The organism is Sphingobium sp. SCG-1 (assembly GCF_002953135.1).
In the GTDB taxonomy this organism is placed as follows: Bacteria; Pseudomonadota; Alphaproteobacteria; order Sphingomonadales; family Sphingomonadaceae; genus Sphingobium.
On record NZ_CP026372.1, the window covers coordinates 2432398 to 2446231 of the forward strand.

At 59.9% G+C, this 13834-nt stretch carries 13 protein-coding genes and 1 pseudogene; 8 read left to right on the top strand and 6 right to left on the bottom strand.

Going from position 1 to position 13834, the window contains the following annotated elements; genetic code table 11:
- Nucleotides 1–44: 44 nt before the first annotated feature.
- Both C1T17_RS11125 and C1T17_RS11130 read right to left on the bottom strand, forming a co-directional pair.
- Nucleotides 45–916: pseudogene (locus tag C1T17_RS11125) on the bottom strand (alpha/beta fold hydrolase).
- An 86-nt stretch (nucleotides 917–1002) separates the two neighbouring features.
- On the bottom strand, nucleotides 1003–1689 hold the full coding sequence (locus tag C1T17_RS11130) for a TMEM175 family protein (RefSeq protein WP_104953504.1): 687 nt from the start codon (nucleotides 1687–1689) through the stop codon (nucleotides 1003–1005).
- 269 nt (nucleotides 1690–1958) lie between these two features.
- Between C1T17_RS11130 and glf the strand changes: the two genes are divergently transcribed.
- The 4 genes from glf (at nucleotide 1959) to C1T17_RS11150 (ending at nucleotide 7147) form a co-directional block, all read left to right on the top strand.
- Complete coding sequence (gene glf / locus C1T17_RS11135) at nucleotides 1959–4358, top strand: UDP-galactopyranose mutase (protein ID WP_223262551.1); 2400 nt, start codon at nucleotides 1959–1961, stop codon at nucleotides 4356–4358.
- A 69-nt stretch (nucleotides 4359–4427) separates the two neighbouring features.
- The gene (locus tag C1T17_RS11140; RefSeq protein WP_145958992.1) at nucleotides 4428–6044 is read left to right on the top strand and encodes an MFS transporter; all 1617 of its coding nucleotides are present in this window, start codon (nucleotides 4428–4430) and stop codon (nucleotides 6042–6044) included.
- 262 nt (nucleotides 6045–6306) lie between these two features.
- Entirely contained in the window at nucleotides 6307–6531 is a 225-nt protein-coding gene (locus C1T17_RS11145; RefSeq protein WP_145958993.1) for a hypothetical protein, read from the top strand.
- A gap of 46 nt (nucleotides 6532–6577) precedes the next feature.
- A complete protein-coding gene (locus C1T17_RS11150; RefSeq protein WP_104953507.1) occupies nucleotides 6578–7147 on the top strand; it encodes a CC0125/CC1285 family lipoprotein in 570 nt (189 codons plus the stop codon).
- A 6-nt stretch (nucleotides 7148–7153) separates the two neighbouring features.
- Here C1T17_RS11150 and C1T17_RS11155 read toward each other — a convergent pair whose 3' ends face one another.
- Complete coding sequence (locus tag C1T17_RS11155; protein WP_104953508.1) at nucleotides 7154–7372, bottom strand: hypothetical protein; 219 nt, start codon at nucleotides 7370–7372, stop codon at nucleotides 7154–7156.
- Nucleotides 7373–7613: 241 nt separating this feature from the next.
- Between C1T17_RS11155 and C1T17_RS11160 the strand changes: the two genes are divergently transcribed.
- A complete protein-coding gene (locus C1T17_RS11160) occupies nucleotides 7614–7793 on the top strand; it encodes a hypothetical protein (protein ID WP_104953509.1) in 180 nt (59 codons plus the stop codon).
- A gap of 20 nt (nucleotides 7794–7813) precedes the next feature.
- Here C1T17_RS11160 and C1T17_RS11165 read toward each other — a convergent pair whose 3' ends face one another.
- The 3 genes from C1T17_RS11165 to C1T17_RS11175 form a co-directional block, all read right to left on the bottom strand.
- Nucleotides 7814–8422, bottom strand: coding sequence for a hypothetical protein (locus C1T17_RS11165; protein WP_223262552.1), 609 nt, complete (start codon nucleotides 8420–8422; stop codon nucleotides 7814–7816).
- A gap of 50 nt (nucleotides 8423–8472) precedes the next feature.
- Nucleotides 8473–9093: a response regulator transcription factor gene (locus C1T17_RS11170; protein ID WP_262982698.1), complete on the bottom strand. Its 621-nt coding sequence runs from the start codon at nucleotides 9091–9093 to the stop codon at nucleotides 8473–8475.
- A 248-nt stretch (nucleotides 9094–9341) separates the two neighbouring features.
- Complete coding sequence (locus C1T17_RS11175; RefSeq protein WP_104953511.1) at nucleotides 9342–9917, bottom strand: TetR/AcrR family transcriptional regulator; 576 nt, start codon at nucleotides 9915–9917, stop codon at nucleotides 9342–9344.
- Between the two features lie 92 nt (nucleotides 9918–10009).
- Here C1T17_RS11175 and C1T17_RS11180 point away from each other — a divergent pair, with 92 nt between their 5' ends.
- The 3 genes from C1T17_RS11180 to C1T17_RS11190 are packed head-to-tail and all read left to right on the top strand — an operon-like array spanning nucleotide 10010 to nucleotide 13816.
- On the top strand, nucleotides 10010–10504 hold the full coding sequence (locus C1T17_RS11180) for a (2Fe-2S)-binding protein (RefSeq protein ID WP_104953512.1): 495 nt from the start codon (nucleotides 10010–10012) through the stop codon (nucleotides 10502–10504).
- Nucleotides 10501–11559, top strand: coding sequence for an FAD binding domain-containing protein (locus C1T17_RS11185; RefSeq protein WP_104953513.1), 1059 nt, complete (start codon nucleotides 10501–10503; stop codon nucleotides 11557–11559). The genes C1T17_RS11180 and C1T17_RS11185 overlap by 4 nt, the downstream gene beginning before the upstream one ends.
- Entirely contained in the window at nucleotides 11552–13816 is a 2265-nt protein-coding gene (locus C1T17_RS11190) for a xanthine dehydrogenase family protein molybdopterin-binding subunit (protein ID WP_104953514.1), read from the top strand. The genes C1T17_RS11185 and C1T17_RS11190 overlap by 8 nt, the downstream gene beginning before the upstream one ends.
- The last annotated feature ends 18 nt before the right edge of the window (nucleotides 13817–13834 follow it).

Consider the following 13834-nt stretch of genomic DNA (forward strand, 5'->3'; position numbering starts at 1 on the left):
GCCGTGCGCGCAAGGCATCAAACCGTCGGCTTACGCGATCCTGTTCAAGACTTGCCGAGGAATGTTTTAAGATCCGCCACGAAGCTGTCGAAGCGATCGTGGTGGACCCAGTGGCCCGCGCGTTCGTAGCTGGTGACGCTTGCCTGCTTGAAATGATCGGCGCGTCCGTCCTTTCCGGGATGGTGTGCCCAACTGTCTGCGCCGTGGACAAGCCACACGGGACAATCGATGTTATGCCATAGCTCATGAAGCTCGTCGTCGGTTATGCCCATTGGCAAGGCGGAACGGACATAGTTGTCGAACTTCCAGCTATAGCTGCCATCCTCGTTCCGAAACGTCCCGTGGACCGTCAAATGGCGCGCCTGTTCGGCGGAGAGATGGCCGTTCGCTTCGCGCATCCGCGCATAAGCCTGTTCCAGCGTAGGATAGCGCTTCGTTACTCTCGCGCTGAGGGCACGACGTTCGTCGATCCAGGTCCGCCAGCGTTCCCCGACCGGCGTTTCCGGCTTATGATCGAGCGGTGATATGCCAAGCCCTTCGATCACGGCCAGCCGCCGCACGCGTTCAGGATGAACGCCGGCATAGCGCAACGCAATTGCGCCACCCAAAGAATGCGCCACAATCGAGACTGGACCCGAGCTGCTCTGGTGGATCAACTGCGCCAGGTCGGACACGTAAAATGCCATCGCATAGCTGCGTCCGGCGACCAGGCGCTGTCCCCATGGCCACGCAAATCCGGGCAGACAATATGCCATTCGTGACGCAGAGCGCGGGCAACCCAGTCCCAGTTTCGCGCGTGGTCCATTCCGCCATGAACAAGCACCAGCATCGGCGCGTCCGGATTTCCCCAATCCAGATAGTTGAGTGCCAATCGTTGCGACACGAAACGGTGAGAGGTCGGCCCGAAATCGTCCATGCTGGTCTCCTTCCAAGGCCAAGCGGACTAGCGGAAATTATCTCTGCCGCAAGCGTGAAGCTTGTGAAGCCTCGGAAACCACCAGACTAGTTGTCCTCATCAGCCTCCTCGATATCGGTCTCCGGTTCCTGGCCCGCTCGATAGGTCGGCGCGATCGGCGGGATTACATAGCTGAACGTGATGAGACCCACGATCGCTATGCCGATCCGCCACTCCCAAAAGGTGGCGACAATGGCTCCGCAGATACAAGCGCCGGCGCTGGCGCCATATTTCAAGCTGGTTTTGGCAATGAAGTTTTCCGCCAGATGCGGGTTCAGAAGCCCGCGACGAACACCATAGAACCAGCGCAAGGTCCACATCACTGCGGGCGCGGTAAGCGTCCAGGCGTAGACGGCGGCCCCGGTTTGCGCGTTCACCGGGTCGTGGATATGCTCGATAAATGGCCGGACCGGGAATGGCGTGACGCTTACTGCACCAAGAAACAGCAGCGTCAGGAGGTTGAATCCGTGATCGGTCTTTCGCCACAGCTTCCCGCTGAAATGCGAGTAAGTCCAATAGAAGCCGATCACGATGAAGCTCAAGGCGTAGGAGATATATTGCGTGCCAAGCATCGCATATTCTGCTGCCAGCAACTTTCCCGCGTCTGGACTTGGCAGCTTCAGATCGAGTACGGGCAGGGTGATCGCAATTGCCAGCACCGCATCGATAAATGCCTCCGACCGGTCGGTTTTTCGTTCGCTGCCTTTACCGCTCAATAATGGTCGCGTCTTCATGGGAGCGTACAACTCCGGCTGATCATGGGGTCATTCGATCGGCACGAAAGACGTTTCGCACCAAGCAGTCGAGCCGCTGTGGCGAGAACCCACCATTCCAATCTGCCGGATTATCCATCGCTCAACTTTGTCAGAGACTGGTGCACAGAGGTTCTGGCTCCTTGTTAAAGGAGGTTATTGCGCGGGCGTTTTGGCGTTTTCCGGGTGGAACGGCAGTCCCGGATCGTGCCTTTTCAATCTGTTAATGCAACAGCCAAGGTACTATCGAAATGGAGAAGGCGTTACTGGACCCTGCGGCCGGACCTGCTGAGGCGGGAGCCGCAGATGGCCTCGACATAATCTGCTTCAGTCATTTGCGCTGGAATTTCGTTTTTCAGCGACCCCAGCATCTGATGAGCCGCTTCGCCCGGCATGGCTCCGTGATGTTTTGGGAAGAGCCGATATATGACGATAACCTCGAAGCGCCTTTTCTACAGCAGGAGACATGCTCGAAGACTGGAGTGCGGGTGCTGACGCCGCATCTGCCGACACATAGCGAAGTCCCGGAAGCCGGCATATTGAAAGGCTTGCTCGACAGCGTCATCGCCGATGCGCAAGCGCCCCTGGTCCGCTGGTATTACACGCCGATGATGCTTCCTTTTTCGGCGCATTTGGCTGCGGATTGCGTCGTCTATGACTGCATGGATGAACTGACGGGCTTTAAAAATGCGCCCGGTGAGTTGCTGTCACTGGAGAAGGCGCTGTTTCAGCAGGCCGATATCGTCTTCACTGGCGGGTACAGCCTGTATGAAGCCAAGCGGCATCTGCACCCGAACATCCATGCCTTCCCCTCAAGTGTCGATGCCGCGCATTTCGCTGCGGCGCTGCGGGACGGCGAAACGCCGTGGGATATGGCGCACATTCCGGGGCCGCGCCTTGGCTTTTACGGCGTTATCGATGAGCGTATGGACCTCGACCTGCTGGCAAGCGTAGCCGATGCGCGTCCGGATTGGTCGCTCGTGATCTTGGGACCGGTCGTCAAGATCAGTCAAGACGATCTGCCGCGCAGGCCCAATCTCCATTTCCTGGGGCCGAAGAGCTACGCCGAACTGCCCGATTACCTGCGCGGGTGGGATGTCGCGTTGATGCCATTCGCCATCAACGAAGCGACACGCTTCATCAGCCCGACGAAAACACCCGAGTATTTGGCGGCCGGCCGTCCGGTAGTCTCAACGCCGGTGGCCGATGTTATACGGCACTACAGCGGCTTGGAAGCTGTATATATCGCTGACGGCCCCGATCGGTTCGTCGCCGCATGCGAAGATGCCCTGTCGCTGGCGGATAGTCCCGAAGGCTGGCGTCCGGAAGTGGACGAGATGCTGGGCCAGAACAGTTGGGACAACGTCTTCGCGCAGATGGCGAGCCTCATAGGGAAAGTCGTCAGCCGCGAACGCTCCGTGCAGCCGATCGTCTCGCCGACTAATTGGCCATCTCGTCATTCCAGCCGCTACGACGTCATGGTGGTGGGCGCGGGCTTCGCCGGAGCAGTGATGGCCGAGCGGCTGGCGGCCGGCTCGGGCAAGCGCGTGCTGGTCGTCGATCGCCGTCCGCATGTGGCGGGGAACGCGTTCGACAAGCTCGACGATGCAGGCGTGCTGATTCATCAATATGGCCCGCATATCTTCCATACCAACTCGGAGGATATTTTCGCCTATCTCTCCCGTTTTACGCAGTGGCGGCCCTATGAGCATCGCGTGTTAGCGGACGTGGACGGCATGCAGGTGCCGATCCCGATCAACCGCAAGACGCTGAACATGCTATACAGCCTTGATCTGAAGACCGAAGAGGAAGCCGCAGCTTTTCTTGCCAGCCGCGCAGAGCCTGTCGATGTCGTGCGCACGTCGGCCGACGTGGTGATCTCGGCCGTGGGCCGCGACCTCTACGAGACGTTCTTCCAGGGCTACACGCGCAAGCAGTGGGGTCTCGACCCGTCCGAACTGGATAAGTCCGTCACCTCCCGTGTACCGACGCGGACAAACCTGGATGATCGCTACTTCGGCGACAGCTTCCAGGCGATGCCGCTTGAAGGATACACCCGGATGTTCGAGCGTATGCTGGACCATCCGAATATCGATCTGCTGCTGGGGATCGATTATGCGGAGGCGCGCGCCGCCTATCCGCATGACCATCTGGTTTTCACCGGACCGATCGATGAGTATTTCGGCTATCGCTACGGTGCCCTGCCGTACCGGTCGCTCCATTTCCGTCACGAGACACTGGAGCGGCCATGGCTTCAGCCAGTGGCGGTCGTCAATTATCCGTCGCAGAACGTGCCCTACACGCGGATTACGGAGTACAAGCATCTGACCGGGCAGGAGCATCCCAAGACCAGCATCACCTACGAGTACCCCAGTGCCGAGGGTGATCCCTATTATCCGATCCCGCGGCCGGAAAATCAGGCTTTGTTCAAGCGCTACGAAGCGTTGGCGCTTGCGCAGTCGGATGTCACCTTCGTCGGGCGCCTCGCGACCTACCGTTACTATAATATGGATCAGGTGGTGGGGCAGGCGCTTGCGACCTATCGTAGGCTCGCGCCGACGCTCGACAGGCATGTCGCGGCGGATGTCGTGCCGAAAACAGCAGCGGCTACGACACGTCGGGTCGCTCCCGCGCAGGCAAGAGTAGCTTAGCATCTGACAAATCGAAGCCCTTGCGCAGCCGCGTGCGCAAGGGCTTCCGCGCTACGGGACAGGACAGTGTTGGCGCCACAGCAAACCGTCAGCCCCGGAGAACTCCAGAAAGGCATACGCTATCTGTTGATGGATGCCGCGGCGGCGACCGCCATCGGTGCGCTGAACAGCGGGGTCGTGCTGCTCGCGCTCGCGCTTCATATCGGCGCGACCAATGTGCAGATCGGCTTGCTGGCCGCGATCCCGCTGCTGACGCAGATCATGCAGGCCCCCGCCGTGAAGCTCGTTGAGAAGGTGCGGCGGCGCAAGCTGATCTCCGTCGTGTCGGTGTTCGTGGCGCGGCTGGCGCTGCCGATCTACGCCGCCGTGCCTTTCCTGTCCGACAGGAATGTCGCCGCGATGGTGCTGATCGCCGCCGCGCTGCTCCACTACGGCATGAACGCGGTCGGGGCGTGCTCCTGGAATAGCTGGATTCGCGACTTGATTCCGTCGGATCGGCTTGGCCGGTTCACCGCGTCGCGCACTGTATATGGAACGACCGTCAGCACATTCGCCACGCTTGGCGCAGCCGCCGGCCTACACGCCGCGCAGGGCTCCGAGCAGGCGGCGGATCAGGTGTTCACGGTATTGTATCTTCTGGGTTTCGGTTTCGGACTCATCAGTACCGGATCACTCGCGCGAGTCCCTGAACCGGTGATCGGTTACAGCGCTCCGGCGGTGCCGTTGCACAAGATGCTGTGGGCGCCGCTGCGTGATAGCAACTTTCGCAACATCCTGCGCTTTCTGGCGAGTTGGCAATTTGCGACGAACCTCGCGACCCCGTTCTTCACTGTCTATTTCGTCAAGGAACTGGGATTTCCCGTCGAATTCGTCCTGATCCTGACGATCGTCAGCCAGTTGGCGAACATCATAGTCATACGGTCATGGGGCCGCCTGAGCGATCGCTTCACTAACAAGTCGGTGCTTTCCGTCGCCAGTCCGCTATTTATTCTTTCGATAGTCGGCATGATCCTCGCGACGGAATTCCACAGTCATGAGGCCCGCATGGCCTATCTGGTCGGCCTGCATGTCGTCATGGGCGCGGCGGGTGCGGGCGTTGGTCTTGCGTCCAGCAACATCGTCATGAAGCTCAGTCCCTCTGGCGCGGCGACGCACTACATGGCGACCAACGCCCTGATCGGCGCGCTCGCTGCCGGAGTCGCGCCGATAATCGGCGGCTTGGGCGCTGACCTGATGGCGCAGAACCGGCTGGAGTTGAACCTAACCTGGTTCGCGCCACAGGGCGCGCGGGAGCTAGCGTCGTTGACGCTGGCGCATTGGCAATTCTTCTTTTTGCTCTCGGCGCTAATGGGCCTCTACGCGCTGCACCGCCTCGCCACGATACAGGAGCCAGGTGCCGTGGAACGCTCCGAGGTCGTGCAGCATGTGTGGTCCTCCGCTCGCCGATCGCTCCGCAACGCGTCGTCGGTCGCCGGGCTTCGTCTGGCGATCGGCTTCCCCGGCGGCGAGCTTATCAAATTGCGGGAACGTGGACGGCTTTTGCTGGAGCGGCTGTATGAGACGGCGGGAAGCCATCGCGAGCAGAAAGTGAGGGCGGAAGCCGTTGGAACGCTCCTGTCCTCCGCGTTCAAGGAACCATCCGATGATGGCAGCGCCTTTGACGACCTTCTTAGCCGCATGAAGTAGCAGGCCAGCCTTTCATAAGCGGCCTGCGCCCATTCAGCTCTGGCCTTCTCCTCCGCTGTAGTGGCTTGGGCCATTCGTAGCACCCAGGACAACAGCCGCAATCCCGAAAGTCATAGCCGCACCGGAGGGCAGACGCAGGGCACGGCGGTCGCCGCTGAGCATCGGACGCATTCTATTAGACTAGGTTAAGCGCCCCTCTGCTTTCTATTTTGGCGGGTGAACTTTGTGCAGTTTTCGGAATTTTATCGCTTTGGCTCACCCATTGGCGAAGATCATGATTCCGGACGAAGACCCTCCCCAGAACATTCCCGATCCACCCGCATCGCAAAAAGACGCGGCGCATACGGAAAGTGGCGCGCCTACAAATAAGGCGCATAGCGATGTCGGCGATGGCACGTTGACCGGCTCTGTACCTGCGGGGCTTACTCCGGAAGAAATGGAAGCGCTCGCTCGTTCGGACCAGCCTGGGGAGCCAGGTACAAGCTAGGCTAGATTACCGTACCACCCCAGCAGATATCTATCAGGAGCATGACATGCGTAGTCCCGCTATCGCAGCCACGTCGATCGCCCTTGCGTTGGCAGGGGCACTCGGCGGGTGCACCACCGCAACCCCTTATCAGGCGCTCGACCCGCATGGAGCGTCGGCGGGCGGTTATAGCGACCAGCAGATTGAGGGGAACCGCTACCGCGTGAGTTTCGCCGGCAACAGCATGACATCACGCGAGACGGTAGAGACCTATCTGCTCTTCCGCGCAGCCGAACTCACTACGGCGCGGGGCTATGACTGGTTCGTCATGGCCGACAGGGACACCGAAAAGCGAAGCCAGGTCTATGCCGACCAACCTTTCGCTCCCGGACCCTATGGCTATTGGGGGCCTCGCTGGCGTTACTGGGGGCGGGGCGGCATAGGTTGGCGAAGCTGGGACCCTTTCTGGGGCGATCCGTTCTGGGACCGCTCCATCGATATCCGCACGGTCGATCGTTATGAGGCAACGGCGGAGATCGTGATGGGGCGCGGCCCCAAACCCACGGATAATGTTCGCGCGTTCGATGCCCGGGATGTGATGTCGAACCTGCGCTCACGTATCGTGCAACCCAAATAGCGACTGTCAGAGCGACAGCCGTCGCCCCGCGCGCGCCGTGGAAAAGGTGTCCGGGCAATCGGAAACCGCCGATGGCATTCTGATCGATCCGCCGTTAATCCGCTCAAGATAGAGTTCGGCGAGCGCAATATGCGCGCGTATCGCCAAAGGGTGACTCGCTGCCTGAGCGCGCCCGAGTTCAGTTTCGGCACGCGCCTCGAAATAGCTTAGGTCTTCATCCGACATGACAAGTCTTTCAATGTGGAGACTGATCTATACGGATGATTACGTCGGTGATCCTTTAAATAGGTAAGCATTATAGAGGCTTAGAGATTGTTACGAGGGGCGTGCGGATGCATTGAAGGGGCTTTCGGATGGCTTCGCTTTTCAGGCTTCATCATCACATGCATCATGTTCCCGCCAGGAACGGAGACCCCGCCTGACCGGTTCATGCATCAACTTCAGCATCCAGTTCAGGAGATCAGCGATGGCGCAAAAAGGTGGAGGCGGGAACCCCGGTGCGATAACCAGCAAGGGCGGCGATCCCGGTGCTGGCGAGAAGAGCAAGACCACAGGCGGCAAGGGTGGCGGCGGCCGTTCAGGCGGCAGCAAGAGCGGTGGCGGCGGCAATAGCGGCTCTGCCTCTTCCGGCGGTAAAGGTAAGTAGCGCGGTTGGCCTCATGCGGATCAGGACGAAAGCAGTTGTACGGTAAGCGCCAGCCTCTGCGCATCCTTCCGGGCCACGTGGGCCATGGGCAGTCGAGTCAAGGCTGCTTTCTCGGCCGATGACACCGCAGGCGGCGTCAACTCCATGGTTTGAAAAAGCTCGCCGAGATACCTGATCTTGAAGGGGAGTGGCGCTTGGCAGGCAAGGCACAATACCTCAAGCCAATACGCGTCCAGATCGGCATCGGTATAGATATCCAGACCCGCCGCCGCATGTGCAAGTTCAGCCAGCACCTGCCTTGCCGGCAATCCTCGCGATTGGAGCATGGTGCGGCTGATCCCATGCAACGCTTCGGCTTCATCAGACCATGACCAATATCGCCAATGCCAACTGGGCTTAATGAGCCAGCTCTGAGACGGTCCGCCTACGACAGCCAAGGCCACTTCGATCGGAAAAGATTCGCCATCATCAGGAAGGCATGACGCCTCGAAATCGATGATGGCGACGTTGCTCACGTCGCCGTCGCTCGCACGATCCTGATCTGCTGCGCATCCACTGGCTATGCCTCGGCTGTCTTCCGGAAAACCCGGACAGGCATCGATCCTGACACGGCCCCAGGTTTCAAGCAAGGCATCCGAAGATTAACGCAAGGTAGTGGATGGGCGCAACGCGACGATTGTCATTTCGGCAGCGCAGGCTCGAGCAGCATACGCGTAGCGAGCAGGGCCTGAAGCCGATTGGATACTCCCAGTTTACGGAATATCGCGGTGAGATGGGCCTTGACAGTCGCCTCGCTCAAATCAAGATCGGCAGCGATCTGCTTGTTCAGCGCTCCGCCCGCAAGCGCCATCAATACCCGTAGTTGCGCCGTGGATAATGTCCGCAACCGCGCGTTAAGATCCTTTATGCCGCTATGGGATGGCACATCGCTTGGGAACACCGGCTGTCCATTGAGCAGGGTGTCAACGTGGTCTGCCAGTTCGTCCAATCCTTCCGTTTTGAGAAGGATGCCGGCTGCCCCCAGTGCTTTAGCCGTTGATATGACGGCAGGCTCAGCCCTGGACGATAGAATGGCGATAGGTGTTTCGGATATGGCCTGCCTGAGCCTAAAGAAACCAGAGAACCCCACGGCATCAGGCAGTTCGTAATCAAGGACGAGAAGCTTGTATGGCTTTCGTCGATAAACTAATTCCTCAGCACCTGCTATGCTGCCAGTTTCGTCAATGGCGAATTCCGGATGTCGATTACGCAAGGCAACTTGAAGCCCCTTCAGGGCGACTGGGTGATCGTCTACAAGCAATATCCGAGTTTCCGGCACACTGCATCCAGTCTTATAGCATCCTAACCTATGTTATGATGATCCCGTCTTCTGTTTATGTCTAGTCTTAGAACCATAAATTTATTGCGAGTAACGATTTTCAGGATTTTGTATTTGCGGATTACACGTTTCCGGATCAGTTTTTGGAACGATCCACTGCTGATTAAGTTTCGGATGAAAACAATAGGTATGATAAATCCTAATCTATCTATTGATCAAGCCGTCTTTGTCTAACGCCGTAGTCCCTCAACCAGTGTATCGACTAGCTTTATCACGCTTGCTCTCCAATCCTGCTGATCGCGGATGATGAACATTCCGACCAGAGCCAGCAACAACTCTTCGCCTGTAATCCCGGCCGCCAAGGCACCTGACCCGATCGCGTTTGCCAGCAATTTGTCCAAAGCCGCAATCATCCGACCGGACATCTGTGCGGAAATATCGGACGTTGTATCAGCTGCAAGAGCGAAGGCCGTGACCATGCCCTTCTTCGTGGCAATCGTATCCACTGCGGCATGGAGCCATTGCTTCAGGCTACCAACGGTATCGTTATCCAACACCAGGCGGTCGGCCAAGCATATCAATTGATCGACTTCGCGCCGATAGACAGCTTCGTACAAGCCTTCGCGGGAAGGGAAGTGACGATAGAGCGTCCCTATGCCGAGTCCTGCGGTGCGTGCCACGGCCTCTAGGCTTGCTTTTGCTCCACCACTCCCGAACACATCTTTGGCGGCCGCAAGCAAGCGTTCCCTATTACGTTCCGCATCGGACCGCACCTTTCGCTTGCCTGTATCTTCCCCCAAGTTCATCTTTGCCCTTCAACCACCATTGTAAAACGGAGCCTCCCTCCGTATAAAGGTTATGGCACATCCTTGGTGCTAGCACAGATCGGAGCTTTGTCATGACTCCCGCGATCAGCCTGACGATCAACTATTCAAAAACAATCGTCGATATCGACGATCCGCGTATCACATTGCTGGATTTGCTGCGCGAGAGGCTTCACCTGACTGGAACCAAGAAAGGATGTGATCGCGGTCAGTGCGGGGCATGTACTGTCCTGGTGGACGGACGGCGCGTCAATTCCTGCCTGACGCTCGCGATCAGTCATGATGGCGCGGATGTGCTGACGATCGAGGGCCTGGCTCAGGGCGACACGCTTCATCCGGTCCAACGGGCCTTCATTGAACATGACGGGATGCAATGCGGCTTTTGCACGCCGGGGCAGATCATGAGCGCTATCGGCTTGATCCGCGAAGCGCAGACGGGCGATGACCCCGAACGCGTGCGGGAACAGATGAGCGGCAATCTCTGCCGTTGCGCGGCATATATCGGGATTACACAAGCAGTTCTGGAAGCGCGGAGGCAAGTCACCGCCGACGCAGGAGAGATCGCATGAACCAGTTCGAATTCGTGCAGCCGTCGACGGCTGCGGATGCGATCGGCGCGGGCCTCACCCCCGGCGCGGCCTATCTCGGGGCGGGCACCAACCTGCTGGACCTGATGAAGGGCGGCATCGCTACGCCGCAGAAGATTGTGGACATCACCAGGTTGCCCGGTCTCGAGCAGATCGAAACCCTTGCCAATGGCGACGTTCGAATTGGTGCGCTGGTGCGTAATGCTGATCTTGCGCACGACACAGCGTTTTCTGCTCAATTCCCGGCAGTCGCCGAAGCGCTGCTCTCGGGCGCGTCGCCCCAGTTGCGTAATGCAGCCACAGTTGGGGGTAATTTGCTCCAGCGCACCCGATGCCGATATTTCTTCGACACCGCGGCAGCGTGCAACAAACGCGTGCCTGACACCGGCTGCGACGCGCATGGTGGCGACAACCGCTCGCACGCCGTACTCGGCTGGAGTGAAGCCTGTATCGCCACGCATCCGTCGGATTTCTGTGTGGCGCTTGCTGCATTGGACGCGATTGTTGAGGTAGAGGGGCCAGGCGGTGGCCGTGAGTTCCCGCTGGTCGATCTTCATCGGCTTCCCGGATCGACCCCGTGGGAGGAAACCATATTGGCGCAGGGCGACCTGGTCGTGGCGATCCGCTTGCCTCATGCATCGAGAGCCTTCAGCACGCATTCCCGCTACATCAAGGTTCGCGAGCGCACGTCTTACGCCTTTGCGCTGGTATCGGCGGCCGCGGCGCTCGTTATCGTGGACGGCAAGATCAGCAGGGCGCGACTGGCCTTCGGCGGCCTTGCAGCGAAGCCATGGCGGGCCGAAGCGGCGGAAGCGCTGCTCGTTGGCGCAACCCCTGACCGCGCGACTTTTGAAAGTGCGGCCAAGGCCGCATTGGCCGACGCCGCGCCTTCTGGCGACAACGAGTACAAGATCGCGTTGGCGGTCAGGATCGCAGTGCGGACGCTGCTCCGCGCCGCAGCCGGAACGCCCGACCGGCTGCCTGCGCTCCCGGCGTCCCCCTTCGCCGCCTTAGCCGGAGAAATCCACCATGACTGATATCGACCAGGGTTTCATGTCCACCCAGCAGCGGCACGGCTCTAACATCGGACAGCCGATGACCCGGCGTGAGGGCGTGCTGAAGGTGACGGGGAGCGCTCCCTATGCCGCCGATCGTCACCCGGCAAATCTGCTGCACGCCGTCATGGCGGTCAGTAGTATCGCGAATGGACGAGTTGTTTCTCTCAATGTCGCTGCGGCCAAGGCGCACGAGGGTGTGGTCGACGTCATGACGTCAGCGAACAGGCCCCCGTTGGCTCAGGACCCGGACGAAAAATCCCACCCGTTCATGTTCCGTATGGATCTGCTGCAAAACGACCGGGTGCGGTACGACCGCCAGCCTATTGCCGTGGTGATCGCGACATCGCTTGAGGCCGCGACTGAGGCCGCCGCATTGCTATCGCCGGTCTATGAGGCGGAAGCGCCGCTCGTAGGACTGGATGCCAGCGAGGCGTTCGTGCCGCAGGCTGTTGGCGTCGGCAATCCCGCCAGTCACAACCTTGGTGATGTGGCGGAGGGCCTCTCCACTGCGGAAGTGCTGGTGGAGGCTGTTTACGAGACGCCCACCCAATATCACAATGCCATGGAGCCACATGCGATCGTAGCCGCATGGGATGGCGACTCCCTGTCGATCGACACGCCCAGTCAGGGTATGGCGCTGGCGCAGGGACGCCTCGCCGGATTGTTTGGGGTCGCCCCAGAGAACATCCACATCCGCAGCCCATATCTGGGCGGGGGCTTCGGGTCGAAAGGCTTGGTGGCGGGACCGCAGGTGCTTGGCATTCTCGCAGCGAAACTGGTCGGCCGTCCAGTCAAACTCGTCCTGCGACGGGAACATATGTACGGGCCGGTCAGCCACCGGGCGCCGACGCGTCAGACCTTGCGCATCGGCGCGGACAAGGTGGGCCGGATAGTTGGCTTGTCGCATCATGCGCGGACCGTCTCCAGCACATTTGACGACTTTTTCGAGCCGTCGGCCGATGCTTCGCACACCCTCTATGCCAGCCCGGCCATTGCGACCAGTCACGAAGCGCTTCGCGTTCATTCGGGGACGCCCGGTTTCATGCGCGCGCCGGGAGAGGCCAGCGGATCGATCGCCCTGGAATGCGCCATAGACGAAGCGGCTTATGCCTGCGGCATGGACCCGCTCGCTTTTCGCCTCGCGAACTATGCCGAGGTAGAGCCGATATCCGGCAAGCCGTTTTCCTCCAAAGCGCTGCGGGAGTGCTACGCGCGAGCGGCGGAGCAGTTCGGTTGGGAGCGTCGCAGCCTTGCGCCCCGAACGATGCGTGACGCGGATGGCCTGTTGGTTGGCTGGGGAATGGGCACGGCAACCTTCCCCGTGGTTATGTTTGAAGGACATGCCCGCGCAATCCTGCGGGATGATGGCCAAGGCGTTGTTGAGACTGGCGCGCATGATATGGGGCAGGGGGCGTGGACCGCCTTCGCGCAGATTGCGGCCGACAGCCTCGCTCTCGACATGGCGCAGACGGAGTTCCGTTCCGGAACGTCTGACTTGCCTGATGCGGGAATCGCAGGCGGTTCAGGACACACCGCAACTGTGGGTGCGGCGATAAAAGCGGCAGGCGATGATGTTATCGCGCAACTCTCGGCGCTTGCGACCAATGACCGCGCCTCGGCGCTCTACGGGGCCGGCAATTCGGGTACATTCGCGCATGCCGGGCGTCTGCATCGCCGAGATGACGAGACGATCAGCGAACCTTATGCGGACATCCTGCGTCGGGCAGGCAAGGCCCAGATCGAGGGGAAAGGAACGGGCCGCGCTGATGCTGCCGCCCAAAACGAATATGCTATGCATGCCCATGGAGCGGTCTTTGCCGAAGTGAAGGTCGATCCTGATCTAGGCCAAGTGCGTGCAACGCGCGTGGTCGGCGCATTCGCGGCGGGCCGCATCATCAATCCGCGCATGGTGCAGAGCCAGCTTTATGGCGGCATGATCTGGGGCGTGTCGTTCGCGCTGCACGAAGAAGCAGTGGTGGATGCGCGATCCGGACGTGTGATGAATGCCGATCTTGGTGATTACCATATTCCGGTCAATGCCGACGTGCCTGCCATCGAATGCATCATGGTCCACGAAGACGATCCTCATGTGAACGCGCTCGGCATCAAAGGCGTCGGAGAGATCGGTGTCACTGGGACAGGTGGAGCGGTCGCAAATGCCTATTGGCACGCGACCGGCATACGCCCGCGCCATTTCCCCATCGGACCGCACGTGTTGGTGAGCAGCCCCGCCTGATTATGGAGTACTGAACTA